30 protein-coding genes and 1 pseudogene are annotated in these 26449 nt (G+C 37.2%); 22 read left to right on the top strand and 9 right to left on the bottom strand.

The window, feature by feature from the left end; translation table 11 throughout:
* Window positions 1-122 precede the first annotated feature (122 nt).
* Together GHI93_RS09670 and GHI93_RS09665 are read left to right on the top strand one after the other, a co-directional pair.
* Window positions 123-721 (top strand): annotated as a pseudogene (locus tag GHI93_RS09670) (FMN-dependent NADH-azoreductase).
* A 142-nt stretch (window positions 722-863) separates the two neighbouring features.
* Window positions 864-2276 (top strand): MFS transporter, encoded by a 1413-nt coding sequence (locus tag GHI93_RS09665; RefSeq protein ID WP_153496854.1) that lies wholly within the window; start codon window positions 864-866, stop codon window positions 2274-2276.
* Window positions 2277-2322: 46 nt separating this feature from the next.
* Here the strand turns inward: GHI93_RS09665 and GHI93_RS09660 are convergent, their stop codons facing one another.
* The 4 genes from GHI93_RS09660 to tyrS form a co-directional block, all read right to left on the bottom strand.
* Window positions 2323-2820: a GNAT family N-acetyltransferase gene (locus GHI93_RS09660; RefSeq protein ID WP_153496853.1), complete on the bottom strand. Its 498-nt coding sequence runs from the start codon at window positions 2818-2820 to the stop codon at window positions 2323-2325.
* Window positions 2821-2894: 74 nt separating this feature from the next.
* A complete protein-coding gene (locus tag GHI93_RS09655) occupies window positions 2895-4934 on the bottom strand; it encodes a cation:proton antiporter (RefSeq protein ID WP_153496852.1) in 2040 nt (679 codons plus the stop codon).
* Window positions 4935-5048: 114 nt separating this feature from the next.
* The gene (locus GHI93_RS09650) at window positions 5049-5498 is read right to left on the bottom strand and encodes a hypothetical protein (RefSeq protein ID WP_153496851.1); all 450 of its coding nucleotides are present in this window, start codon (window positions 5496-5498) and stop codon (window positions 5049-5051) included.
* Window positions 5499-5688: 190 nt separating this feature from the next.
* Entirely contained in the window at window positions 5689-6948 is a 1260-nt protein-coding gene (gene tyrS, locus GHI93_RS09645; protein WP_153496850.1) for a tyrosine--tRNA ligase, read from the bottom strand.
* Between the two features lie 618 nt (window positions 6949-7566).
* Here tyrS and GHI93_RS09640 point away from each other — a divergent pair.
* Entirely contained in the window at window positions 7567-9969 is a 2403-nt protein-coding gene (locus GHI93_RS09640; protein WP_153496849.1) for a transglycosylase domain-containing protein, read from the top strand.
* A gap of 28 nt (window positions 9970-9997) precedes the next feature.
* Here the strand turns inward: GHI93_RS09640 and pepA are convergent, their stop codons facing one another.
* Entirely contained in the window at window positions 9998-11068 is a 1071-nt protein-coding gene (pepA, locus tag GHI93_RS09635; RefSeq protein ID WP_153496848.1) for a glutamyl aminopeptidase, read from the bottom strand.
* A gap of 245 nt (window positions 11069-11313) precedes the next feature.
* On the opposite strand from pepA, the gene GHI93_RS09630 reads away from it, so the two are divergent.
* The 8 genes from GHI93_RS09630 to groL all read left to right on the top strand — a co-directional run bounded on the left by GHI93_RS09630 (window position 11314) and on the right by groL (window position 18054).
* Complete coding sequence (locus tag GHI93_RS09630; protein ID WP_153496847.1) at window positions 11314-11655, top strand: hypothetical protein; 342 nt, start codon at window positions 11314-11316, stop codon at window positions 11653-11655.
* Window positions 11652-11969 (top strand): thioredoxin family protein, encoded by a 318-nt coding sequence (locus GHI93_RS09625; protein WP_153496896.1) that lies wholly within the window; start codon window positions 11652-11654, stop codon window positions 11967-11969. Before GHI93_RS09630 ends, GHI93_RS09625 begins: the two co-directional genes overlap by 4 nt.
* 101 nt (window positions 11970-12070) lie before the next feature.
* Complete coding sequence (gene ytpR, locus GHI93_RS09620) at window positions 12071-12688, top strand: YtpR family tRNA-binding protein (protein WP_153496846.1); 618 nt, start codon at window positions 12071-12073, stop codon at window positions 12686-12688.
* A 364-nt stretch (window positions 12689-13052) separates the two neighbouring features.
* On the top strand, window positions 13053-13916 hold the full coding sequence (locus GHI93_RS09615) for a sensor histidine kinase (RefSeq protein ID WP_153496845.1): 864 nt from the start codon (window positions 13053-13055) through the stop codon (window positions 13914-13916).
* A 165-nt stretch (window positions 13917-14081) separates the two neighbouring features.
* Window positions 14082-15419, top strand: coding sequence for a H2O-forming NADH oxidase (gene nox / locus GHI93_RS09610; protein ID WP_153496844.1), 1338 nt, complete (start codon window positions 14082-14084; stop codon window positions 15417-15419).
* 101 nt (window positions 15420-15520) lie between these two features.
* Window positions 15521-15910: a single-stranded DNA-binding protein gene (locus GHI93_RS09605; RefSeq protein ID WP_153496843.1), complete on the top strand. Its 390-nt coding sequence runs from the start codon at window positions 15521-15523 to the stop codon at window positions 15908-15910.
* A gap of 154 nt (window positions 15911-16064) precedes the next feature.
* On the top strand, window positions 16065-16349 hold the full coding sequence (gene groES / locus GHI93_RS09600) for a co-chaperone GroES (protein ID WP_153496842.1): 285 nt from the start codon (window positions 16065-16067) through the stop codon (window positions 16347-16349).
* A gap of 82 nt (window positions 16350-16431) precedes the next feature.
* Entirely contained in the window at window positions 16432-18054 is a 1623-nt protein-coding gene (groL, locus tag GHI93_RS09595; RefSeq protein WP_153496841.1) for a chaperonin GroEL, read from the top strand.
* Window positions 18055-18141: 87 nt separating this feature from the next.
* Here the strand turns inward: groL and GHI93_RS09590 are convergent, their stop codons facing one another.
* From GHI93_RS09590 to GHI93_RS09575, 4 genes are all read right to left on the bottom strand, one after another.
* Window positions 18142-19287, bottom strand: coding sequence for a tyrosine-type recombinase/integrase (locus GHI93_RS09590; RefSeq protein WP_153496840.1), 1146 nt, complete (start codon window positions 19285-19287; stop codon window positions 18142-18144).
* A 122-nt stretch (window positions 19288-19409) separates the two neighbouring features.
* On the bottom strand, window positions 19410-20057 hold the full coding sequence (locus tag GHI93_RS09585) for an Ltp family lipoprotein (RefSeq protein ID WP_153496839.1): 648 nt from the start codon (window positions 20055-20057) through the stop codon (window positions 19410-19412).
* Window positions 20058-20108: 51 nt separating this feature from the next.
* The gene (locus GHI93_RS09580; protein WP_153496838.1) at window positions 20109-20528 is read right to left on the bottom strand and encodes an ImmA/IrrE family metallo-endopeptidase; all 420 of its coding nucleotides are present in this window, start codon (window positions 20526-20528) and stop codon (window positions 20109-20111) included.
* A 4-nt stretch (window positions 20529-20532) separates the two neighbouring features.
* Window positions 20533-21063, bottom strand: a complete 531-nt coding sequence (locus GHI93_RS09575; protein ID WP_153496837.1) for a helix-turn-helix domain-containing protein — start codon at window positions 21061-21063, stop codon at window positions 20533-20535.
* Between the two features lie 171 nt (window positions 21064-21234).
* Here GHI93_RS09575 and GHI93_RS09570 point away from each other — a divergent pair, with 171 nt between their 5' ends.
* The 11 genes from GHI93_RS09570 to GHI93_RS09520 all read left to right on the top strand — a co-directional run.
* Window positions 21235-21459, top strand: coding sequence for a DUF739 family protein (locus tag GHI93_RS09570; protein WP_153496836.1), 225 nt, complete (start codon window positions 21235-21237; stop codon window positions 21457-21459).
* Between the two features lie 25 nt (window positions 21460-21484).
* Window positions 21485-21787: a hypothetical protein gene (locus GHI93_RS09565; RefSeq protein ID WP_153496835.1), complete on the top strand. Its 303-nt coding sequence runs from the start codon at window positions 21485-21487 to the stop codon at window positions 21785-21787.
* A gap of 42 nt (window positions 21788-21829) precedes the next feature.
* Window positions 21830-22021: a hypothetical protein gene (locus GHI93_RS09560; RefSeq protein ID WP_153496834.1), complete on the top strand. Its 192-nt coding sequence runs from the start codon at window positions 21830-21832 to the stop codon at window positions 22019-22021.
* Window positions 22008-22790: a phage antirepressor gene (locus GHI93_RS09555; protein ID WP_246177074.1), complete on the top strand. Its 783-nt coding sequence runs from the start codon at window positions 22008-22010 to the stop codon at window positions 22788-22790. Before GHI93_RS09560 ends, GHI93_RS09555 begins: the two co-directional genes overlap by 14 nt.
* Before the next feature lie 46 nt (window positions 22791-22836).
* On the top strand, window positions 22837-23109 hold the full coding sequence (locus tag GHI93_RS09550; RefSeq protein WP_153496833.1) for a hypothetical protein: 273 nt from the start codon (window positions 22837-22839) through the stop codon (window positions 23107-23109).
* 80 nt (window positions 23110-23189) lie between these two features.
* On the top strand, window positions 23190-23588 hold the full coding sequence (locus tag GHI93_RS09545) for a hypothetical protein (protein ID WP_153496832.1): 399 nt from the start codon (window positions 23190-23192) through the stop codon (window positions 23586-23588).
* Between the two features lies 1 nt (window position 23589).
* A complete protein-coding gene (locus GHI93_RS09540) occupies window positions 23590-24216 on the top strand; it encodes an ERF family protein (RefSeq protein WP_153496831.1) in 627 nt (208 codons plus the stop codon).
* The gene (ssb, locus tag GHI93_RS09535) at window positions 24213-24647 is read left to right on the top strand and encodes a single-stranded DNA-binding protein (protein ID WP_153496830.1); all 435 of its coding nucleotides are present in this window, start codon (window positions 24213-24215) and stop codon (window positions 24645-24647) included. The genes GHI93_RS09540 and ssb overlap by 4 nt, the downstream gene beginning before the upstream one ends.
* A gap of 102 nt (window positions 24648-24749) precedes the next feature.
* Entirely contained in the window at window positions 24750-25472 is a 723-nt protein-coding gene (locus GHI93_RS09530) for a phage replisome organizer protein (RefSeq protein ID WP_153496829.1), read from the top strand.
* A 3-nt stretch (window positions 25473-25475) separates the two neighbouring features.
* Window positions 25476-26159, top strand: coding sequence for a hypothetical protein (locus GHI93_RS09525; protein ID WP_153496828.1), 684 nt, complete (start codon window positions 25476-25478; stop codon window positions 26157-26159).
* Window positions 26149-26449: RusA family crossover junction endodeoxyribonuclease (locus GHI93_RS09520; protein WP_153496827.1), on the top strand; the 301-nt coding region annotated here is incomplete at its 3' end. The genes GHI93_RS09525 and GHI93_RS09520, both read left to right, overlap by 11 nt.

Below are 26449 nucleotides of genomic sequence, written 5' to 3'. Positions count from 1 at the left end.
CTGATGCGTTTACATGTGTCAATTTTCACGTACTTTCTGGCGAAAAATTGAGCTAGAATCTGATATAATAAATTTTGTCAAATCTTTTTGACAAAAAAGAATCAAAGTAAAAGGAAAAACTCATGTCAAAATTACTTGTTGTTAAAGGTCATCCCCTTACTGCCGAATTTTCTGCTTCATTAAAAGGGCTGGATGCTTTTGTTGAAGCTTATCAAGCAACTCATCAGTCAGATGAAATTGAAGTGTTAGATGTTTTTGCTGCTGGAATTCCAACATTGGATGCGAAGATGCTCGGTGCAATGTTTGCGGGAGAAGCAGCAACAAACGAGCAAAAGGCGCTGTTGGCAACATTTGGAGGATTCACAGATCAATTTTTATCTGCTGATAAAGTTGTGATTGCAAATCCATTACATAATTTGATGATTCCAGCGGAGCTTAAATCGTGGATTGATACCATTAATGTAGTTGGAAAAACATTTAAATATACAGAACAAGGGCCTATCGGACTTGCCACAGGAAAAAAGTGCTTCATTTGCAAGCGAATGGTGGCGTGTACGAAGGAAAAGATCCAGCTGAATTTTATATGAGCACGATGTTTAACTTTATCGGTGCAGATTATTCAGCACTTACTGTTGAAGGTCATGCATATGCACCAGATCAAGCAGAGCGTTTGGTGAGCGAATTTGTTGAAAAAGCAAAAGTAGCAGCACAAACCTTCTAATTTTTGCTCATTTTTTAAAGCGTGTCAGTGACAAAAGTATTTTTGTCAGTACTGACAGCTTTTTTTTCGTCTTAAAACATTGACAAATGGCAATTTTTGCTTTAGAATTAACTGTTGCATTAAACGAAGAAAAGAGGGAAAAATGGCGAACCGTACAAAAGCACTTCTTGCGATTGGAATCTTTACATTCATGTCCACATTGGATGGTTCAATTGTCAATATTGCACTCCCAACCATGTCGCGTGAATTACACACATCAACGGCTCAAATCACTTGGGTGGTGACAATTTATCTTATTGTGATTTCTGCGATTATCCTCATATTTGGACGATTGTCTGACTTGATTGGAAAAGCAAAGGTCACAAAAATTGGATGGGGCATCTTTATTTTGGGCTCATTTTTGGCAGGTCTAAATTTAGGAATGGGGCTTGCGTTTTTGTTAGTCGCGCGGGTCATTCAAGCGATTGGGGCGTCGATGATGATGGCGACCAGTTTTGGAATTATCGCACAGATTTTTCCAGCAGAAAATCGGGCGCGCGCTTTGGCAATCAACACCATGTTTGTTTCTGTTGGTTCCATTGCAGGACCAGCACTTGGTGGCGTGATTTTACAGATTGCGAGTTGGAATTACATTTTTTGGATTAATGTGCCTATTGGCATTTTGGCCTGGATTTTTGGAAATCGTGCCCTACCGACAAGAAATGGGCAAGGTCAGCTTTCAGATATTGATCTCAAAGGTGGGGCATTAATGAGTGGTGTCATCATCTTATTGTTTCTCGCATTGAATTTTGGGATGACTTTGGGCTGGACGAATCCATTAATTCTCATCGCTGTCCTACTTGGAATTTTACTTTTTATTGCTTTTATTGTCACAGAAAAACGCTCTGAAAATCCATTGCTCAATCTTGGAATTTTCAAATCTAAACTTTTTTCATTAAGTCTGATTATGGCGCTTTTTAACTTTACAGTATCCATGTTTGCAAGCATTTTATTGCCATTTTATCTGCAAGATTATCGCGCTTTTGGTCCAGGAATTGCTGGGATGTTTATGATGTGCTACCCGTTATCAATGCTCATATTTAGTCCAATTGCAGGAATCATCGCTGACAAAATTGACAAAGAACTCGTCACATTTATCGGCATTTCAGGTATCGTCATTTCACAAATCGGCTATTTGATGATTCATCAAACGACACCATCGTGGTGGATTGTTTTAGTATTGTTGATTCAAGGCGGATCTGTTGGAATTTTCCAAAGTCCAAATAATGCCCTCATCATGGAAACAGTGGACCGCAAGTATCTAGGAATAGCGGGATCGGTCAATTCTTTAGCAAGAAATGTAGCATTTGTCTTGGGAACATCCCTTGCAACGATCATTCTCTTTTTCTCCATGTCAAAAATGACAGGACAAAAAGTGACCAGTTATTTACCAGATCAACCAGAAATTTTCTTAAATGGAATGCACGTCGCCTTTATTTTTGCATTATGTTTTACCTTGATCACATGGATTTTAGCACTGTCACGACTACTCGGACGCAAAAAAATTCAAGCATAAAAAATCTGTCAGTACTGACAAAAATAAAAAAGAGCAATGCTCTTTTTTATTTTTCTAAACTTAACCAATAAGTATCTCGTTTTTGTCCGTGATTGTCTGTCATTGCTGACAAAATGACGTGATCCATCCTCAGTCCTAATTTTTTTAATAACGGAACTGCTTTTTTTACATCGCAGGTTTCAGCAACGATTTTTTGAGCAGAACGGTTCAAAAAAGCATGAGCAATCAAGCACTGACAAGCTTCAAATGCAATTCCAGTTCTCCAAAAATCACGATTGATCCAAAATCCTAACTCGAAAGTCCCTTTGTGATCCAGTGGTTTTAATAAGAGATAACCGATAACCTTTTGTGTTGCTTTTAATTCAACCGCAAAAGCCACTTGTGGGGTACGCCTGATGCAAAAATTTTCTAAAAAATCCCTTGTTTGACTTAATGAAAAAGGAGGCTCCGTAAATTCCATCAGAATCGCATCGCCTAAAATATCATGTAAATCATTACAATCAAGCTGCTGAAAACGCCTGATGTTTAACCGCTCTGTTTCCATTTTTTCTCACAAAAATTCCTTTTTCTCCATCATAACATTTTCTAAAGAAAAAAGAACGGAAAAATAATCCATTCTCATTTTTTTCGTTTTTCAAGCAAATTGAAAAAGAGGGTGCGATGATTACTCTCCATCGAATAATCCTCCAAAACATTGACGTTTTGTCTTAATAACTTCGCTTCTTTTGGACTTAATTGCCCTGCGGATTCGTACTCAAAAATGGATTTACGCTCCAAATAATAAGCCCGCATTAATTCTCGATAATTATTTGGCTCAGATTTATGAAGCACGTGAGTAATGTAGCCGCCATGTGCCACAAGTTCTGCTGAACGTAAGCGTTGCATTTGCAAGAAATCAATCAATTGAGTATCATAAACCGACTCTAAACTCTCCAAAGCTTGTAAAATAATTTCAGTATTTTTAAAATAGAGCGTCGTGATTTCTTCACGTGTGATTAACCGTTGCTCTTTTCGAGGTTGGTTTGAAAAAGTCACATGAAACACTTGTGAAAAAAGAAGATGCGTTGTTTTAAAAAGGACTAACGAAAAAAATTGAAAACTTGAAAGAAAAGTGTGAGAAATGGATCTTCCAAGTGAGCGAATATAGCGGTGATAAAGGCGATACGTCGGAATCGAGATTTCTCCATTGCGATATGCTGTTTCAAGTCCCTCAGATTCAAGCCTCATGATGAGGAGCTGAAGTTCATTGAAATCCACAGAAGTACTCGCACTTTCTTGTTCAATGATTAATTTTTGGATACGATCTTGATAACTATCAATCGCAATTGCATATCCTTCTTTGTTTTTCACCTTTTGCATATCTAAACGAAGTTCAGAAACCACATCACTTAAAATCGAAATTTTTGCGATATTATCAACTTTGACCGTCTTTTTTGCTGCAAAGAGTGGCAAGACAAATATCCCAATTAAAAAAGAAAGTGCAGTCACAGAAGCCACCAAGAAAATCAAAAGACTGTACGGCACACTATCCAATTTTGGAATTAATAAAATGGTCGCAATCGAAACAGTTCCCTTAGATCCTGCAAAAGTGAGTAATAAAATATCATTCCAATACAATTTAAACTTTTGATGCCGCTTGAGTGTGCGAATGAAATAATAAATCCAAATCGAAATAAAACGCAATAAGAATAAAGCGAAGGTTAATAAAATCACCATCATAATCAAGTGCGTGTTTGAATACAGTGGATTATTGAGCAAAGGTAAAGCGAGTTGATGCAACTCAATACCTAAAAACAAAAAGACCACTGAATTGAGAATAAAGACAATCATATCCCAAAGCGTACTTTTGATTTTTGTGACTTTGGCATCAAACAACGTTGTTTTCTTAATGCCGTTGGCTTGTAAAACACCTGCAACCACCACTGCTATGATTCCAGAAACATGAACCATTTCTGACAAAAGAAAAGCAGCAAATGGAATCGTAAATTCTAAAAGTAAGTAACTAATGACATCGCGTGCAGCAATTGAATTAAGCATCCGTAAGAGTACATTTTTAATCCAAACCAAGATCACCCCAATCAATGCGCCACCAATTGCAGATTCGACTAAGTCAATGGTAGCGTTGGGTAAAGAAAATTGTCCCGTACTTAAAGCTAGAACAGCGATTTGAAAAGCAATGATTCCTGAAGCATCATTTAAAAGACCTTCGCCTTGAAGAATACTTGTGATGCGCTTTGGAAATTTGAAATTTTTTGATAAAGCACCGACCGCAATCGCATCTGTCGGCGCCAAACTCGCGCCCAACGCAAAGCATGCCGCAAGTGGAATTCCTAAAAGTAAGAAGTGAGTAAGATACCCTAATCCAAGCGCTGTCAAAAATACAAGAGGCAAAATCAAAAAGAGAATGGTAGAAAAATGCTTGAAAATATGTGTCACATCAGCTTCTTCACTTTCTCGAAAAAGAAGGGGAGCGATGATGAAGCCAAGAAATAACTCAGGATCAACGTCCAGCAGATGAGAAGCACCTAAAAAGCCAAGAATAATGCCAAGAATGACTTGAATGAGCGGAAGTGCAAGTTTAGGAAATACTTGATTAAGCACGTTTGATAAAACGAGGGCGAGAAGAAAAATAATAACATAAAAAATACTGTGGATCATGAACTTCCTTTCTATATAGAAATGAAAAAACAGTTGAACTAAAAAAGGTGTGAAAATCAATGCAGAAGCGGTTTTGATTTTGCAAGCACTAAAAAGATCAGGCGAGTGATCTTTTTATAATTTTTTATAAGAATCCAATTTTTGATTTATTTTTTGATCGACTTTCACATGATCTTTATCTGCAAATTTGAGTTTGCACCGTTTTAATTCCAGTTCTAAGAGCTGACGTTTGAGTTTTTCTTTCCGCTGATCGTCCGTTTCTCCACTTCTGATAAACTCAAGCTTTTGCTCAAGAATCGATTTTCGGCGCTCAAGATTTGAAATTTTGTCTTTTAAATCAGAAATTCTCTCTTTTGATTCAGATTGGTCAATCGCAAGTTCAAGTGTTGAGACCAAATGAGTGAGTTCACTCAAACATTCTTGAATTTCATGAAGGACATATTGTTCTTTTTCAACGAGTGAAAGTGGTGTGAAAACATCACCCTCAGCCGGAGTGATGGGATGATTCTCATCATAAAGTTTGCGCAATTCTTTTAATTTTTCATCAAAATTTTGTTTATTCATCAGCTGACCCATCCTTTAGATTTCGTTCTCATTCTATTATACCAAGATGTTTGCACAAATGGGACCAAAAGGACTAAAAAGAAAGATTTTTTTGATTTTGTGTGAGAATTTCACAAATTTAGATTTTTGTCGCTTTTGATGATGTGCCCTTTTTAGATCAAAAAAAGGAACGCAAGCATTCCTTTATATTTTAGTAAGTCAAGACAAAGTTTTTTTTCTTTCCACGACGGATGACGGTCAACTGTCCATCGATCTTATCCTGATCAGATAAAACATAATCAAGATCAGACAAACGTTCACCATTGATGTAGATGGCGCCGTTTGTGAGGTCTTCACGTGCTTGGCGCTTTGATGTTTCAATGCCGGATTGAATGAGCAATTCGACGATATTGAGATTTTCGTCAGCGCTGACAGCATAATGTGGGACAGATTTGAGTCCTGATAAGATGTCTTTTGCTTTTAATTCTTTCAATTGTCCACCACCAAATAAAATGTCGGTGACGTGCAAGGCTTGCTCGTAAGCTGCCTTTCCGTGAACGAGTGTGACCACTTCGCGCGCTAATTCTTTTTGTGCGAAGCGTTCATGCGGTGCCGCTTCAAATTTGACACGAATATTTTCGATTGCATCAAGCGATAAAAATGTGAAAATTTTAAGCATTTTTATGGCATCTTCATCGTTGACATTGAGCCAAAACTGATACATCTCAAAAGGAGAAGTTTTTTCAGCGTCCAGCCAGATGGCATTTCCTTCGGATTTTCCGAATTTTTTTCCTGTACTGTCCGTAATTAATGGCGTTGTGATGACGTGTGCAGCTTTATTGGCTTTACGACGGATCAGTTCAACACCAGCGGTCAGATTTCCCCATTGGTCAGATCCTCCCAGTTGCAAAGTGACATTATGGCGTTGATTGAGCTCATAAAAATCATACCCTTGCATGACTTGATAAGCAAACTCAGTATAGGAAATCCCAGTTTCCATCCGTTTTTTTACGGATTCTTTGCTCATCATGTAGTTGACTGTAAAATGTTTTCCAACATCGCGCAAAAAATCAATGAAACTCAAGTGCTCAAACCAATTGTAATTATTGGTCATTTCTGCTTTATTATCCCCATTTTCAAAATCAAGAAAACGCTCCAGTTGGGAACGGATTTTTCCTGTCCATTCTTGTACAGTTTCCTTCGTTTGTAAAGAGCGTTCAGCGTCCTTAAACGAAGGGTCCCCAATCAAACCAGTTGCACCACCAACGAGTGGATAAGGTTTGTGACCAGCAAGTTGAAGGCGTCTCATCGTCAAAATCAACACCAGATTTCCCAAATGAAGGCTATCAGCAGTAGGATCAAAACCGCCATAATAGGAAACCATTCCCTCCGTTAGCGCCTTTTTAAGTAGAGCTTCATCAGTGGTCTGGAAAATCAAACCGCGTGCTTTTAGTTCGTCAAAAATGTTCATAAAAAATCCTTTCTATAAGACTGGCCCATTCATAAGCAATCAAAAAAGCTTGAATGCTTCAAAACTGCCGCTTTTTAAATTTTTAAATTTCTGTCAGTACTGACAAAAAAAGTCCATCTCTATTATCTCAAGATGTCAGCACAATTTCTTCAAAAAGAGGCAAGAAAGAAGGAATTTTTTGGTTCTGTGCAAACAGGTTCAAAAATTTCAGCTTTCTTGACACTTTTTATTTGTGCGCACTCTATTATATCAAGATGTAAGCGCAAATCGCTCAAAAAGAGGCAAGAAAGAAGGAATTTTTTGGTTCTGTGCAAACAGGTTCAAAAATTTCAGCTTTCTTGACACTTTTTATTTGTGCGCACTCTATTATATCAAAAAATCCTATTTTAAGACAGATTAAAAGAATAAGTGCGCAAAATGAGGTGATTTAAAAAAATCAAAGTGCAGCTGGATCTTTTTGACACTCCGAATTTTTTTGCACACTGTTATTTTCGCTGATCGCATTTCAAAACGCAATCAAAAAGAGAACATTTTCTTGTGCTCACGTTTGGAATTTGAGCAGCTTCATTTACAGTAGTATGTATTGCGGCTCATTTTGGTTTATGATATACTTAGGGCATGAAAAAAGATCAGGATAAAGCGCGGAAAAATTTGCAGGAAAAAATGCAAACAAGACGTCAAAAAGGCTCAGGACAACAGAATCAAAATCATCCAAAAGAAAATAAAAGGATTGCTTCTACCGTTTTTACAGTATTTCGAGGGCTGAGTGTGATTTTTGGAATTGTTCTTGTCTTGGGAGTAACTTTTGGTGCGGCAGCTGGTGTTGGTTATTTTGTTCGTTTGGTTGAAAAAACACCTCAAGCGAATAAAGAAAAAATGCTCTCAGCAATCAATAACATTCACGGTGTCTCAACGTTGAAGTACAGTAATGGGGAAAATATTTCAGACATTTCAAGTGATTTGATTCGGGTCAATGTTCCAAGTAATGCCATTTCAGAAAATGTAAAAAATGCGTTGATTGCTACAGAAGATGACACGTTTAAAACAAATGATGGTGTTGTTCCAAAAGCGGTAATTCGTGGCATCATTGGCTCAATTGGTGGAGGATCAAGCTCAGGAGGATCAACCCTAACTCAGCAACTCATCAAGCAACAACTGTTAGGAGACAGTGTCACTTTTCAGCGAAAAGCGAGTGAGATTGTTTATGCTAGAGCTTTAACGACGTATCTCTCAAAAGATGAAATTTTGACGGATTACTTAAATGTTTCTCCTTTTGGGCGCAATAATAAAGGACAAAATATCGCTGGTGTTGAAGCTGCTGCCGAAGGAATTTTTGGAAAAACGGCCAAAGATTTAACGATTCCACAAGCCGCTTTTATCGCTGGATTGCCACAAAGTCCAATTGTTTATTCTCCTTATGCTGCAAATGGTGCTTTAAAAACAAAAGCAAATCTTCTTTATGGCATCAATCGGCAAAAAAATGTTCTTTTTAATATGTATCGCAATGGGTACATCACTGCAACAGATTATAAAAAATATCTCAAAGAAGATATTACAACATCATTTTTGCCCTCTGCACCAGCGAGTGTCAAAAGCCACGGCTATTTATACAACGTTATCTATAAACAGGCCACGCAAGAAGTGTATAATTATTTAATCAAACGAGATAAGGTGTCTGCTACAAGCTTAGGAAATGACGCAACCAAGCAGTATTACACGAATCTTGCCGCACAAGAACTTCAAAGCAAAGGGCTCACTGTTAAGACAACCATTAATCAAAACATCTACACTGCGATGCAAAATGCAGTAGCCAATTATGGCAGTACCCTGCAAGACGGATCTGGTGTGGTTCAACCTGGAAATGTACTGATGGATAACAGTACAGGTGCTGTGCTTGGATTTGTTGGAGGATTAAATTTTGCAACGAGTCAATTTAATCATGCCTTTGATGGTGGAAGATCTCCAGGATCATCAATTAAACCTTTGATTGCTTATGGTCCAGCACTTGATTTGGGATTGATGGGCTCAGCAAGTGTCCTCTCTAATTATCCTGCTAAATATGCGACAGGACAAGATATTGAACACGTCGGATCTAAAGGAACTGCGATGATGAGTTTTACAGAAGCGTTAGACGTTTCTTACAATATTCCTGCTTTTTGGACGTATAAAGCAGTTTATAAGGATGGACAAGGGGCAAAACCTTACATGAGTAAGATGGGGTATAATATCAAAGATTATTCCATTGAATCTCTCCCATTAGGTGGAGGGGTTGATCCAACCGTTGTCCAGCATACCAATGGCTACGCTACACTTGCCAATGGAGGGAAATATGTCCCTTATTACCTCATTTCGAGCATCACGGATGATAAAGGAAATGTGATTTATGAACATTCTAATCCAGATCCTGTTCAAGTTTACTCAGAAGCGACAGCGACCATTATGGAAAATATGCTTCAAGGTGTTATCAAAGCACAAAAAACAAGTAAATTTTATTCGGATTTACAAGGGTTAAATCCAAACTTAGCCAACCAAGTGGCATGGGCTGGAAAGACAGGAACGACGGATTATTATACGGATGTGTGGCTGATGCTTTCGACACCAACAGTGACTTTAGGAGGTTGGGCCGGACATGATGATAACAGTCCAATGACATCAAATGTCGGATATTTCAATAATGCAGCTTACATGGCAAATTTGGTCAATGCAATCAATACAGCCGATCCAAATATTTTTGGCAGTGGAAAAACATTTAAAGATCCTAATACAGATCCGAATGTGACCAAGTCCACGGTTCTTGAATCGACTGGAGAAAAACCAGCCACAGTCAATGGGAAAGCTGTTTCAGGAAAAACAGTTACGAGCTTTTGGACGACGAAATCTGGCGCACCAAATACAACATACAAGTTTGCGATTGGAGGATCAGATGCAGATTATGTGGATGCATGGAATAAGATTCTGCCAGGAATGCCAGCAAGTAGTGGAACAACACCGTCCGCTTCAAGCGCCCAACCCAAGCAGTAAAAAAATCTGTCAGTACTGACAGATTTTTTTAATTGTAATTTTTAATTTCAGCAACGGTTGCTGCATCTAAAGATGTGCTGATGGCGCGAATGAAATTTTGTGCATGGGTGAAATCTTCTAAGCTAAAAATGGTTTGATGACTGTGAATATAGCGAGCACAAACACCAATGGTTGTTGATGGCACACCAGAATTTGTCAGATGAGCAGCGCCAGCGTCTGTCCCACCTTTTGCGATATAGGGCTGTGTTTTGATGTGATTTAGCTTTGCTGTTTCGATAAGAAAATGTTTCATGCCAGGTAACATGATGTGACCTGGATCGTAGTAGCGCAAGGTCACGCCGGCTCCGAGTTTACCATTGTCATCGCCAAAAGTATCTCCAGCTGGCGAACAATCAATCGCAAAAAACAAATCTGGGTGAAACTTGGTCGTTGAAACTTTTGCACCGCGCAAGCCAACTTCTTCTTGGACATTAGCTCCAATGATCAAAGTGACTGGAAGTGTTTTTCCTTTGAGGTATTCAAGTAATTCAAGAATCATAAGGCAGCCATAGCGATTATCCCACGCTTTACTGATGACGTTCTCGCCATTTGCTGTGAGGATGGCATTTGTCTGTGGAATGATCACATCTCCTTGCTGAATTCCAAAGGCTTTAGCTTGCGCTTGATCTGAAAATCCGCCATCAAAAACAAGATCAGAAAGTGCTGGAAGCGTTGGTGATGTACCAGTTCCGCGGAGTAAATGAGGAGGCAATCCTCCTGAGACGACAGGGATTTTTTTGCCGTCTTGTGTAAATAAAGTAAAACGTTGCGCAGAAACAACAAGTGGATTCCAACCTCCAAGAGCAACGACGCGAAAAGTTCCATCTTGCTTAATGGTGCTAACCATGAACCCCACTTCATCCATATGCGAAGCAAGCATCACACGAGGGGCATTTTTAACAGCACTCTCAAGCGTGACAAAAATTCCGCCAAGACCATCAAATTCTGGAGAATACCCCAACTCTACCATTCGCTTTTTGAGATAATCGCGCACAGCACCTTCATGCCCAGAAGTGGCTTGAATTTCTGTGATTTCTTTTATTTTGTCAAACAGGGACATTTTTTCTCCTTTATTAGAGCTTGTGATGCTCACATCAAAAACTCAAATTCACTTGATTTTTGATAATTATGAGTTCTATTATATCAACTTTTGTGGTAGAATTTCAATAGATAAAAAGATGCGCAACGCATTAGCGACTGTATTTTTAATGCAGAACCGTATTTTTGAGTGATAAAATGGACCTTTGCTTTTGTTTGGCGAGTCGTTTCATTCAAATATAGAAAGATTTGTGGTAAAATTTCAGTATGAACAGAGTTTTGAAATGGAGTTTAGGGCTTCTTACTGTGGCAGGCGCCGCACATGTGGTATATCATGGCTATCAAAATTTCGCTGATGAAGTGAGAGAAAATCTGACTTTAGCGATTCGCGCTTATTTTTCTGACGAAGAAATTTTGGCCCTGTGGGTGTTTGAGGATCCAATACAAGATGCTTGCTTTGAAGCTGGTGTTGTTGTCAGTACTGACAACAGTGAAACTGACGCACATTCAGAGTCGCAGCTCCCGATTGAACGCCCAAAAAAATCAATTTCATTTCTGATTGATGCTCAAAGTTTAGAAATCATAGAAAAAAGTGAGGAATGGATATGATCATCCCAAAAAATGTTGAACAATTAGCACAATTCGTTGAAGCAAAAGGAAAACACGTTTTCTTTTTCACCGCAACGTGGTGTGGCGACTGTAATTTTATCAAACCAAAAATGCCTGAAATCGAAGCAGAAAATAGTACATTTGAATTTATTGAAGTAGATCGTGATGAATTTATGGATGTCGCAGTCGAATGGGGCATTATGGGAATTCCGAGTTTTGTGGTGATTGAAGACGGAAAAGAAACCGCACGTTTGGTCAATAAATTGCGCAAAACCAAAGAAGAAGTGAACGCATTTTTAGCTACTGTAAAATAAAAAAATGAGTGAATCTGCCCCTGTGGCGTATTTTAGATGTGACAAATGAAGAAAGAAAGTTGTCAGTACTGACAAAAAAATAGTGGAGTTAAATTTTAAAAATGATAGCAATTTATAACACTCATGTGGGCGATGTTTTGATGCTGATCGTCGCAAATGACAATGGTCAAAACGTTAATTTTGAGCGACAAGGTAAAGTGGCGCGTATTTTTCTTGAAGCAACAGGAGAAACAGTGGCATGGAATATTTTCGAGGCAAAATCTATTTTGTCAGCACTGACAGGAAATGGGGAAGTGAAATTAAGTCCATCTGACATCGAAAAATTGAATGCAGAAGTATCCAACGCAGGATTTAGCGACATTTTAGTCTTTGACAAACAACCCAAATTTGTGGTGGCAGAAATTTTAGAAATGAAAGAGCACCCAGATAGTGACCATCTGCATATCTGCAAGGTCAACGTTGGACTTTCTGATCCTGTTCAAATCGTTTGCGGCGCTCCCAATGCTGCTGTCGGCATGAAAACTATAGCAGCACTTCCAGGAGCCATGATGCCAAACGGAGCTCTCATTTTTCCAGGAGAATTGCGCGGCGTACAAAGTTATGGCATGCTCTGCTCTGCGCGTGAATTAGAATTACCAGATGCCCCACAAGTGCGTGGCATCATTGAATTATCCTCTGATTTAGTTGCAGGAACGATCTACGACGCATTACAGGCATAAAAACAAAAAAAGAACGGCAAAATCTGCCGTTTTTTTGCATCAAAAAATAGTTTCCTTTACGAATCAAATGTTGTGAAATGTGATATTTTCAAAAACATTTTTATTATTGAACCAAAAAAAATAAAAGCACTACAATTCTGTGATTTTCACAGAAATTTGCCAGAAAAAACAAGAGATTCAAAAACAAAATTACCTTATAATAAACTTGTCACTAAGATAAATCAATTAAGGAGAACGAAAATGCAAACAAAAACAACACACTTTCGCTCATGGAAATCTATACGATGCTGTTCAAGTCACAGAAAACAAAACGACCTATGAATTATGGTTTTCTATCCAAGGCGCTTTGCAAAACGTCTTTGAAATGATGGTTGGTATAGCAATCATTACGATTGTTACCTATTTCATTGGCTTATTATTGATCAGAAGATATTCCAGAAAACTAAGTCAACCCATTGAACAATTGGCCATCGAAGTTAACCAAAACTCAACATTACTAAACATCCCAGATTCTCCAGCAGAAGTGAAAGCATTAGCGATAAACTTTAATGGATTAATTACAAGACTGCAAGAAAAGGTTGCTCAAGAGCAACAATTTACCTCGGACGTTTCACACGAATTAAGGACACCAGTGATGGCCATTCGTGGTTATATTTCACTGATAAAAAGGCGAGGAAAAGACCATCCTGAAATTATAGAAAAATCTCTTGATTACCTTGATCGAGAATCAAAACGTCTGAAAGATTTGATCGAAGATCTCTTGATGCTGGCACGACAATCTTCAGAATTATCCGAAAATGAAATCGAAAAATTTTCATTGTCTGATTTAGTTGATGACACCGTAAAACGTGTGCAGCTAACATTACAGCAGCACATTTATACACTCGGAGCAAAGGAACTTTCCATAAAATCAAATTCTTTTGCAATTCAAGAAATTTTAACGATTTTTTTGGAAAATGCAGGACGCTACTCATCGAATGACAGTAAGATTTTTGTAAAGTTTGATGAAAAAGAAATTCAGGTTATCGACGAAGGAATCGGTATTGCTGATGAAGAAAAAATAAAAATTTTTCACCGATTTTATAGGGGTGATAAATCACGTGGTGAACAACCAGGAACGGGGCTCGGTCTAGCAATTGCTCAACAATATGCTATACAAAATAAGATTGGACTTTCTGTTAAAAATCATCATCCAAAAGGGACAATTTTTATAATGAGATTCAATTAAAAAGGAACGCAGTGTTCCTTTTTACTATCCCCCTATTGTGAAGTTTGTGAATTCACAAACTTCACAAGCGTTTTCAAAATGGAAGCTGAAATTTTATGTTAAACTGAGATTTGTAAGTCCAAAACGTCAAAACTATTTGACATAAAAAACAAGGAGATTTTTCACATGAAAATCGTCATTTTAGGAACCAACCACGCTGGAATCGCAGCTGCAAATACATTACTTGACCACTATGAAGGCAATGAAATCGTCATGATTGATCGAAATAGCAACATGAGTTATCTTGGATGCGGCACTGCCATTTGGGTAGGACGTCAAATTGAAAAACCAGACGAACTCTTCTATGCCAATCCTGCTCAATTTGAAGCAAAAGGAGCTAAGATTATGACTGAAACAACCGTCACAGCGATTGATTTTGATCAAAAAGAAGTTCATGCCACCACAAAATCAGGAGAAAATGTCACGCAAAATTACGATAAACTCGTCCTTGCCACAGGCTCACGTCCCATCATTCCTGATATCCCAGGAAAAGAGTTGGATGGGATTCATTTCTTAAAATTATTCCAAGAAGGACAAGCCGTTGATCAAGAACTTGCAAAAGACACTGTAAAACGTGTTGCAGTGATCGGTGCAGGATACATCGGTACAGAAATCGCCGAAGCCGCAAAACGTCGCGGAAAAGAAGTACTTTTGTTTGATGCTGCCAAGACCTCTCTTGCATCCTATTACGACGAGGAATTTGCACAGGTAATGGATGAAAATCTTACGAATCACGGAATCAGCTGCCATTTTGGAGAATGTGCCACAGCATTTAAAGGAGTAAATGGTCGTATCAGTCAATTGGTCACAGACAAAGCAACCTATGATGTCGATTTACTGATCAACTGCATTGGCTTTACGGCCAATAGTGCTTTAGCTTCGGATCATCTTGAAACATTCAAAAATGGAGCAATTTTAGTAAATGAGTATCAACAAACCAGCGATCCAGATGTTTATGCTGTCGGTGATGTCGCAACCATTTATTCCAATGCCTTACAAGAAAAAACATACATTGCACTTGCATCAAATGCAGTACGTACAGGGATTGTTGCGGGACATAATATCGGTGGAACTACGCTCTCCTCACCAGGAGTTCAAGGATCGAACGGCATATCCATTTTTGGCCTTCATTTGACCTCAACAGGACTCTCACTTCAAGCTGCAACACGTGCAGGACTCAAAGTCGCCTTTTCAGACGTTGAAGATTTGCAAAAAGCATGGTTTTTACACGAAGACAATGATAAAGTAAAAATTCGTATCGTTTACGAAGAAGACAGTCGTCGAATTGTTGGTGCACAACTCGCCAGCCATAGTGAAATCATTGCAGGAAATATCAATATGTTCAGTCTTGCCATACAAGATCATCTCACGATTGATCAACTTGCATTACTCGATTTATTTTTCTTGCCTCACTTTAACAGCCCATATAATTATATGACGATGGCTGCTTTGAGTGCAAAATAAACAAAAAACTCGCGTTTGGCGAGTCTTTTTTGTTACAAAAGTACTTTTTTTACGAATAGAATAATGAAGTCATGATACTTCATATTACTAAGGAGAAAAAAATGAATAAAAGTATGCTGATTGGTCGCCTAGTAGCACATCCAGAAATTATCAAAACCTCAAACGACAAAAGTTTAGTTCGAACCACGCTAGCGGTCAATCGCCGATTTAAAACTGACGATGGCACTCGAGAAGCAGATTTTATTTCAATTGTCATTTGGGGAAAAACTGCAGAAAATTTTGCATCTTACGCCAAAAAGGGAGCACTGATCAGTATTGAAGGTGAGATTCGCACACGACAGTTTACAGATCAAAAAAAGATAAAGCATTATGTGACTGAGATTTTAGTTTCAACTTATGAACTACTCGAAAGTCGCACGACGATGGCGATGCGAGAAAACAACCAGCAGACAGAAACCCTCATTCTTGAAGCTGAAGAATTTCCATTTTAAAAAAGGACTCCAAAAAAGGAGTTTTTTTCTTGACTATTTTTGACCTTCGCGTTAAAATAAGAAATAGAGGTTAGCACTCGCCAATAAAGAGTGCTAAAACCCAAGGGAAATGATTCCCTTGATAATTTTTTCTTAACAGAGGAGGATAGTTCAAATGTTGAAACCATTAGAAGACCGTGTTGTCTTACGTGTGAAAGTCGAAGAGGAAAAAACGGTTGGTGGGATTGTGTTAGCTTCGAGTGCTCAAGAAAAACCACAAACGGCGACAGTTGTTGCAGTAGGACCAGGAAAAACAACGCCCCACGGTAACTTGATTGCTCCAGCGCTTAAAGTTGGTGATACAGTTATTTTTGAGAAATTTTCTGGAACAACTGTAAAAGTCGATGGAGAAGATTTTTTAATCATCAAAGCATCTGACTTATTAGCTATTGTGGAATAAATGCGTTTAAAATAAAAATAAGAATGAGCCATTGCTAGATAAAGCAATGGATTAAGAATAAAAGTGAAAAAAGGAAGAAAAAATGAGTAAAGAAATAAAATTTTCATCTGACGCAAGAACTTCAATGATGCGAGGCATTGATATTTTAGCAGATACAGTAAAAACGACCCTTGGACCTAAAGGACGAAACGTTGTTCTTGAAAAATCTTACGGTTCACCTTTGATTACAAATGATGGCGTTACAATTGCAAAAGAAATTGAATTAGAAGATCATTTTGAAAACATGGGAGCAAAACTTGTTTCTGAAGTGGCTTCTAAAACAAATGATGTTGCTGGGGACGGCACGACGACTGCAACAGTTTTAACTCAAGCCATTGTACGTGAAGGTTTAAAAAATGTGACTGCTGGTGCGAATCCAGTAGGCATTCGCCGAGGGATTGAACTTGCAAGTGAGACGGCAGTGAAAGCTTTAGCTGCTCTTGCTATTCCTGTTTCAGGAAAAGAAGCTATTGCTCAAGTTGCGACAGTTTCAAGCCGTTCTGAGCAAGTTGGTGCTTACATTTCTGATGCGATGGAAAAAGTCGGAAGCGATGGCGTGATTACGATTGAAGAATCAAAAGGAATGAAAACAGAACTTGAAGTGGTTGAAGGAATGCAATTTGATCGTGGTTATCTGAGCCAATATATGGTGACTGACAATGAAAAAATGGTTGCGAATCTCGATAATCCATATCTTTTAATCACGGACAAGAAAATTTCTAATATTCAAGAAATCTTGCCTTTACTTGAGGAAGTTTTGAAGTCAAGTCGTCCATTATTAATCGTCGCTGATGATGTTGATGGAGAAGCACTCCCAACACTTGTTTTAAATAAAATTCGTGGTACATTTAATGTGGTTGCCGTCAAAGCACCAGGTTTTGGAGATCGTCGCAAAGCACAGCTCGAAGATCTTGCTATTTTGACAGGTGGGACGGTTATTACTGATGAATTGGGACTTGATCTGAAAGATGCAACAATTGATGCACTTGGACAAGCAAGTAAAGTTACAGTAGATAAAGAACACACAACAATCGTTGAAGGTGCAGGTGCAGCGGATGCAATTGCTCAACGTATCGCGATCATCAAAGCTCAAATTGAAAAAACAACTTCTGATTTTGACCGTGAAAAATTGCAAGAACGCCTGGCTAAATTATCTGGCGGTGTTGCAGTGGTTAAAGTTGGCGCAGCTACTGAAACAGAACTTAAAGCATTGAAACTCTTGATTGAAGATGCACTTAATGCAACCCGTGCAGCAGTCGAAGAAGGAATTGTTTCTGGAGGTGGAACAGCACTTGTCAATGTGATTGCAGACCTTGATAAGCTCCAAGAAAAAGGAGATGTTCAAACAGGAATCAATATTGTCCGTCGTGCGCTTGAAGAACCTGTCCGTCAAATTGTAGCAAATGCGGGTTATGAAGGTTCTGTCATTATTGATAAACTTAAATCTGTTGAACCTGGCATTGGATTTAATGCGGCAACTGGTGAGTGGGCAAATATGATTGAAACAGGAATTGTTGATCCTGCGAAAGTAACACGTTCTGCCCTCCAAAACGCAGCCTCTGTAGCTGGTTTGATTTTAACGACAGAAGCAGTCGTAGCAAATAAACCAGAACCAGAAGCACCAGCACAAGCAATGGATCCATCGATGATGGGTGGAATGATGTAAAATAAAATAGAACCCCTTTATTATCAAGGCTCTATCATTAAAATATATCTTATTTTACGTTTGGTGTCCAAAAGGTGGGCAAAAAAATTAAAAAATATTATCGAGAGAATGAGTAATTTGTTCTCTCGATTTTTTTGTAACGTGATTATAAATTGAAAGTGTAGTATTTGCATCAGAATGCCCAACACGCTCCATTATCGCTTTGAGCGGTATATTATCCTCTGCTAGAATTGAAACGTGCGTATGGCGAAATATGTGACTTGTAACGTTCTTTCCTAGTTCTATTTTTTTGGCTGCTTCTTTTAGCGATTTATTAAAAGCATGAATGGTTAGTGGTGAGTTTTTACGAGATAAGAAAATAAAATCATCTGGATTGGTGCTGAATTTAAAAGAATTAAAAACTTTTTGTTCCTCTAATATTTTTATTCCACGTTCTGGAAGGTCAACAATTCTCTCTGAACTTACATTTTTTGTTGATGTCTTGACTGCTTCCGTTATTTTAGTCATGGTATAATCTAGCGTTCCCTCAATTGAAATAGACTTTCCATCAAAATTTTTCCATTGTAATGCCATAAGTTCTCCATAACGTAATCCAGTTAGTAGCAGGAATTCAGCGACTAATGCTTGAAGCCTCCTATTGCCATCGGAATATAGTTCTTTGAGAATAGCCTTATATTCGTTTTTCTCTAAATACTTATCTCCTATCTTTTTTCTGTGTTGTCTTTCCTGCTCACGCTTTATATTTACTTTAACTTTTGACACAGGGTTTGAGTCAATATAGCCTTTTTCTATTGCAAAATTAAAGATAGTTGAAATAGTCGTCCTTGTCTGCTTAGTGTAATTAAGCGAGTATTTGCCAAACGTGTACATTTTTTCAATGACATCATTAACAAGCGAAGGAGTAATAGCAGATATTTTCATGTCCTTTGTTATTATTGGGAAAACATGATTGTCCATATAGAATGGAACTTTAATCCAACTTGTTCTCTTATTTTGTATCTTGTAATATTTGTACCATTCGTCGTATAACTCTCCGAAAGTCATGTTATTATCTTTTTTGTCAACCGTCGTACGTTCTTCAATCTTTTTCTGCAATATTAATTTTGCTTTATTAACTGCTTGAGCGCTATCCTTTTCAATACCAACTGAAATAGCTTTCCATTTTCCAGTGTAAGGGTCTTTATACTTATCTCTTAATAGATATTTACCATTCTTTTTTTGTTCAACATACATTGCTTTTTACTCCATTTCTTGATAAAATGAGTGTAGTAAAAGCTCTATTCATAATTAGAGCCTTACTAATACTATATCTTTAGTCCACCTTCCCTCAATCCAACGGGGTGGGCTTTTTTGTTTTACTTCCAAATATCTGTTGATTTTATATTATCATCAATATGCGCAACTCCGTATTGAGCTTGGTCTTGGGGGAATTTAGAACCATATTCAGAAGTGAGCTGGTCAAGAAGCTCTTGCCCAGTTAGATTGCCAGATTCTCTATACCCCTTGGCACTTAATACTGCAAGATTATTCCAATTTACTAATGGGTCAATTCTATTTATCGCTCCATTTGCCTCATCCGCTGTCATTTTAGAACCATATTCAGAAGTAAGCTGGTCATATAATTCTTGCTTGCTCATATGACCTGAATATAAATAGCTAATCGCCGACCTTGTTTGAGCTAATGAATTTCCAGTAAGACCATCAACCGCCTTTTCTTGACTAGTTAGTACCTTAGGCGCTTTAGATTTGCTAGGCTTTGGAGTAGATGCTTCTTTTTTACTAGAAGATGATGATGAGGATGAAACAGACGTACTAGTATTATCTTTCGCCTCTTTATTCTGATTATTGCTTGGGATAGATACGCCAACAACAAACAGTATAAATCCAGCAACTATTAAAATCAAAGATTTTTTCTTTGATTTTTTCCTAAATAAATTAATTAGTAGCATAATTATCCCGATTAAAAACGCTAAAAAACCAATTATTCCAATAAACGCACTCATAATAAACCTCCTACCTAGCTTTTCATGAGAATCAAGGCTTGCTCATTATTTTTATATCGCTTTAAAAAATGAAGAAGCATATTCTTCAATAACTTTTTCGCATATCCATCTCATTTTATTTTCAAAATGGTATGCTTTCATGAATTGTTCTATGCTTATTTCGTTTGGTTCAGGAGCAAAGTCCCATAAAGATAACCATTCATTAAACCTATAAGAAATCATATAATAATTAGCTTCTGATTCTTGCTTGTTACTATACATCTTTGCATGACAATCATAATGGATATGATTATAATTACAATGTCCTATTTCGTGAAGAATAACGTTTTCTTGTTCAACCGATTCAACATCTTCACGGACATATATTAAACTAACATCAGGGATATAAATCCCCTTTAACTCAGTTTCATTGGTGCTAAAGTAAACTATCTTAGCACCAAGTTCTCGAGCAAGCTCTTTCAATTTACTCATAGGCTTATTTGCCCTTATCTATTTTTTCCTTTAACGTATTTTTCAAAAGTTCTTTAAAAAACTTTTCATCTTTTTCAGTCATTGTGCCACCATAAGCAACGCTATTTTTTATTTGCTTATCAAGAAATTCATCAGTTAACCAATAATCTTCTATTGATTTAACTTTTTCTTGTTCCTTCAATTGAGCTTCTGCAAAATCAATTACTTTTTCTTGACGTGGCTCTTCTAGTTTACTAATTACAAAAATAGCTTTATCAATTATTATTTTATCTTTCTTTTCTTCGGTGTTAGATTCTACCATAGGAACATCAAATCCCATTAGCCAAGCCTCACTTACCCCTAACGTTTTAGATAGAAGATATATCCTGTTTTGGTCAGGAGATTGCACAGCATTTACATACTGTGACAAAGCGCTTTTACTTAGCTTTATATTGAATTTCTTTTGAAATGGAACGGATAGATTAAGTATATCAACTTGCTTCAAATTTCTTTCAGACATTATTTGTTTTAGTCTATTACTTGTGTCGGTTTTCATAAAAAAGCCTCTTCTTTATTTTGTATAAATAGATTATAACTCATTTTAAATAAAAGTTCAACAAAAAAATTCATTTTTCATGAACTTTTTTGTTGACAAAGGTAAAAACAAGTGATATACTAAAAACATAAAGTTCATGATTGGTGAACAAAAAGAAAGGAGGAGCGCTTTATGAGTTATGATTATTCTTCGCTTCTTGGTAAAATAACTGAAAAATGCGGTACGCAATATAACTTTGCTATTGCGATGGGACTATCAGAACGCTCTATTTCATTGAAGCTTAATGATAAAGTGAGCTGGAAGGACGATGAAATTTTGAAAGCAGTTCATGTTTTGGAACTTGACCCGAAAGATATTTCTAAATATTTTTTTAAAGCAAAAGTTCATGTAAAATAAACTTTTCAACAGAAAGGAAAACAAAATGAATGAATCAATCAACGTCATAAAAATAGCGTCAATCAGTGAGGTGAAAAGCCCATACGCTGATGATGATGAAGTGACAAAGTATTACCATCCGTTTGCAGTAACAAAAGAAGACTGGTCAAAGGCTAGACGTGGAACGCAAGATAAATTAAGAGAGTTCGAAGAATTTACAAGCGGTAAGTACACAAGGAGCCTTAGAGGTCGAGTGACAAATTTAAAAGCATTTGATGCATGGCTAGTTTGGAAAAATCAAACTAAAAATTTATCTCGCAAACCAAATTTTACGTTTAGCGAACATTGAAAGGAAAAACAAATATATTTCATACGATTGGAGATTAAAAACATGGAAATTACCATAGAAATGAAAATAGACGAACAAAGCAAAGAACGAGAATATTTTATTAGCGATACCAGCACGGAAGCTATCACTGCTATAATGTTCGCATTGATTGGAGTAGCAAGACAAAAAACAAACTATGAACAATTTTTAGAAACAGTAACAAGAATTTGGGGGTGCTTAAATGAAAATGAATGAATTACAAAATTTTAACTTCAATAGTTTACCAGTAAGAACGGTATTAGTTGACAATGATCCTTGGTTTGTTGCTAAAGATGTCTCTGATATTCTTGAATATTCCGAGACCTCCCAAATGACACGGAGGCTTGATAAAGAGGATTCCATGTCTGTCAAATTGACAGGTATGAATATGAAGTCAACAATCATCAATGAAAGCGGACTTTATGAAGCAATTATCGGCAGCAAGAAAAAAGATGCTCGACAGTTCAAGCGCTGGATTACTCATGATGTATTACCGACAATCCGCAAGCATGGGGCATACATGACAGAAACGAAAGCTAGAGATGTACTTTCTGGTAACGGTTTAGCTGACTTACTCCTACAAGCTGGAAACCAAATTAAACAGCTAGAAGCAGAAAAAAGCAAGCTTAATCTTGAACTTGCAGAAGCTAATGAACGCACACGCTATCTTGATTTGATTTTTGAAAGCACCGATGATGTGCTAGTTACTCAAATTGCACAAGATTATGGGATTGGCTCTCCAACTTTTAACAAGTTGCTCGCTAATTTACGAATTCAGCGAAAAGTTAATAATCAATGGATTCTATATAGCAAGTACCAAGCGAAAGGATATATCAAGAGCCGTACTCATTCATTTGTTGACAGTAAAGGGAATACTCGCACGAACATTACGACAACATGGACGCAGAGAGGCAGAGAGTTTTTATATCGTAAATTAAAAAAAGCTGGATACCTTCCAGAAATTGAAAAATTAAGCGTATTTTGAAAGCGCAAATCAAGCAACTAGATTTATTTTAAGGAGAAAAATAAAAATGAAAAGACTAATAACTACACGACTATTTGAAGAAGAACAAAAACTTGCCGATTACGACAAGTTAGCTAGTGATTATAAAGAGTTGCAAGATGAGTTAAACAAAGTGGCTGAAAGCCGTGATGACTTCAAAGAGTGCTATGAAATCATGCTGGACAAGTTCGCAGCACTTGAAGAGTTCAATGCAGTACTGATGCAAGAGCTTGAAATCAGACGTAAAAATGATGATTCACGCAAGAAAATGAATAATGAAGTGGAAATTGTTTCATGGTAAAAGAAAAACCCCATGGGAATGGGGCTTATGAAAAAGTGTGTCTATATTATAGCACAAATCAAACGAAAAAGGAAGTAAATATGGAATTAGAACTAGTACCACTCAATAGAGAGACTGGAGAGATTGTAACGTTAGACCCTAGCATGGTTACATCAATGAATAATGCAGACTTACAAGACTTCTACGCTAATTTGAAAGTGATTGAATCGCTTAAGAAGAAAGCAGAAGCAGAGATTAAGCGAAGACTTGACGAAGGACAATTATTCAAGCGATTATCGTATGGGAAAGTACAATATCAAAGGGTTTTAACTTTGGAAAACGAAGATAAAGCAAAACTTGTCAATAAATATGGATTTGAGTGCATGGTTCCATTGACAATAAATCAATTAGAAAAGAAGTACGGAGAGTCAATTTATCAAGAATTAGAACGTTTTATCGTTATGAAGCCAAAAAATCAAGCAATCAAGTGGGATGATTGATATGGAAAAAGAAAAAATGACTTTTTCTGAACTGCAAAGAGAAATGCAAATCGGAAAAAGTAAATCTGTTAAAAATTACAGCGGTCAAACAAGCTACAACTATAGAAATGCTGAACAGATTTATGAGCATTTCAAATCACTTGATAGCGGTTGGATATTAATTGTTAGCGACAAAATGCATGAAATACTCGGTAGGTTGTTTGTTGAATCTACTGCTACAGTGTCAAATTCAAGCGAAGAACATACTGCAGTAGGATATTCAGAACATGACCAAGTACCAATTTTTGAAAAATCTGGGAAGCAACAAATGCAAAAGCCTCAATGGACTGGTGCTGTGAGTTCTTATGCTAGAAAATATGCGCTTCAAGGTCTGTTCGCTATTGGGGAAAATGATGTTGATGATTTACAAAGCGAGAACTTAAACGATACGCCAAAAGCAAGCAAAAAAGACGATAAAGAAGTAAAAGCAAAACTAGAAAAAATCAATGCCCAATTTGAAAGAGCTTTGAGGGCTGCAAAAGATAAAGAAGCGCCAATCGATCAGTTAACGAACTGGAGCAAAATGGATAAGTCGCAAGCTGTCAAAGACATTGCGATGTGGATTAAAGAAAATGAGGTTAATAAATGATTAATAATGTTGTTTTAGTAGGTAGGATTGTACGAGACCCTGAACTTAAATATACTCCTTCAAATGTTGCTATTGCTACATTCACTCTTGCAGTGAACCGCAGATTTAAGAACGCAAATGGAGATAGAGAAGCAGACTTCATTAATTGCGTAATATGGCGTCAATCCGCTGAAAATTTAACAAACTGGGCTAAAAAAGGAAATTTAATTGGCATCACAGGTTCTATTCAAGTTCGTAATTATGATAATAAAGAAGGGAAACGCATTTACGTTACTGAAGTAATCGCAGAAAACTTCCAAATGCTTGAAAGCGGGAAAGGGCAAGTAAATCAAAATAGCCATCCCCAATCACAAAGCAATGGAGCAAAAGAACCAGACCCATTTTCTTCAAGAAAAGTAGAAGAAATTGATGATGATGATTTGCCGTTTTAATTGAAAAAGGGGCGCTGATGGAATGAGCTTAATACAGCGGTAGTCGTAAGTCAGAAGAGTGCAGGAACACCGCAACCCCGTTATTATGAAAGGAATATTTTTTTGGCACAACGTAGAATGTTTAGCAAGAAAATTGTTGAGACGGATTTATTTATGGAAATGTCACCAACAGCAAAATTATTATATTTTTACCTCAATATGGGGGCTGATGATGATGGCTTTGTTGGAAATCCAAAAACAATAAAAATGATTAGTGGTGCCACTGATGATGATTTGAAAATATTAATTGCAAAACAATTTATCATCCCATTTGAAAGTGGCGTAATCGTGATTAAGGATTGGAAAATCCATAACTATATACAAAAAGATAGATACAATCAAACGCAGTATATCAAAGAAAAAAATCAGTTATTAGTTGAAGAAAATGGGTCGTATACAAAATGTATACAAAACGTGTCCATGTTGGATACACAGGTAAGGTTAGGTAAGGAGAGTTTAGGTAAGGAAAGTAAAGAGATAGAGAGAGAAGAAAATATAGATGAAAAATTCGCTCGCTATTTCTCTATCTTTCATCAATTTGCTAGAAAAAACGGAAATAAAAGAGCTATGGCACTTCAAGAATTCATGACGCTACCACCTTTCCAGAAAGATGAAGCGATTATTGGAGCTGAAAACTATGTGAAGTTCTATGTTCTTGATAATCCAGATGATAAAACTCATCAATACAGCGTTAATGCGTATGAATTCATTAAAAATGCGCTATTTGGAGATTATCAAGAAATGCCAGAAGTTAAAAAAGTAGCTAAAAAGAAGAAGTGGATTTAATTAATGGAAGTTAAAGTTAATGGAGAAGTAATCACTCCTATTGAGCTTGAAGAAGTATGCCCAGAGCATGGATGCCGCTTGCTTGGAAGAAATGAGCCAGTATGGTCTTATGACGGACATGATTCAAACGGTAAAGGAATTGGCGGACATTGGTATACTCCTAGAGTTTGCCCGCAATGTTTCGGAAGAAAGCCAGAAGAATCAGTAATAGTGAGTTCAATCGCTGAATTCAAGCATAAAAAGGGGATTGATCTTAAAAAAGACGTTATTGTCAAGTATTCATTTAACGACGAGTTGAGCGTTGTTGCTGCCGACAACATGAAATCATGGATTATCCAAAATGTCGGAAGAGAAATCAAGGTTAAAATCGTAAATACTCGAAAATACTGCGAACAAATGACACACCGCTTCATGAGTGATGAGGAAAAGCAAAAGTTTTTGAAGCTAAAGCACGAGATTGAAATTGCGGACTTAGTCATCATTGATTCACTTGCTGACTTTTCAGAAAGTCAAGAGGAATCGGTATATAACATGATGCTGACATGCAAAGACAACGCATCATTCATGATTCTTACTATTCCAGAAAGTGAAAGCAGGCTTGATGATATGCCTATAAAGCTTAAATATAGGCTAAAATCTGCGCAAATAATGGGGTTAGATAGTAAAGGAAGAAGAAATGAAGTTTGAATTTGAACTGGAAAAGATGCCAACTACACAACAGCAAAAAGGCATTAAAAAAGTGAATGGTAAACTTCAATTCTATGACCGCGGAGGAACTAGCAATTACGAGCTTAAAGCTCAACTCATGAAGAACAAGCCAAAAGAGTGCTTTGAAAAAAATACTCCTTTAAAGTTATCCGTTACTTTCTTCTACGCTATCAAGCAAAATAAGCGCTGGTGGCAATGGAAAACGACAAGACCTGACTTAGATAATCTCATGAAGAACTTGCAAGACTATATGACTAAGTTGCGTTATT

It is taken from the genome of Lactococcus hircilactis, assembly GCF_009601015.1.
Taxonomy (GTDB): Bacteria; Bacillota; Bacilli; order Lactobacillales; family Streptococcaceae; genus Lactococcus; species Lactococcus hircilactis.
Note: the sequence above shows the minus strand (reverse complement) of the source record. Positions and strands in the feature narration are given on the sequence as shown.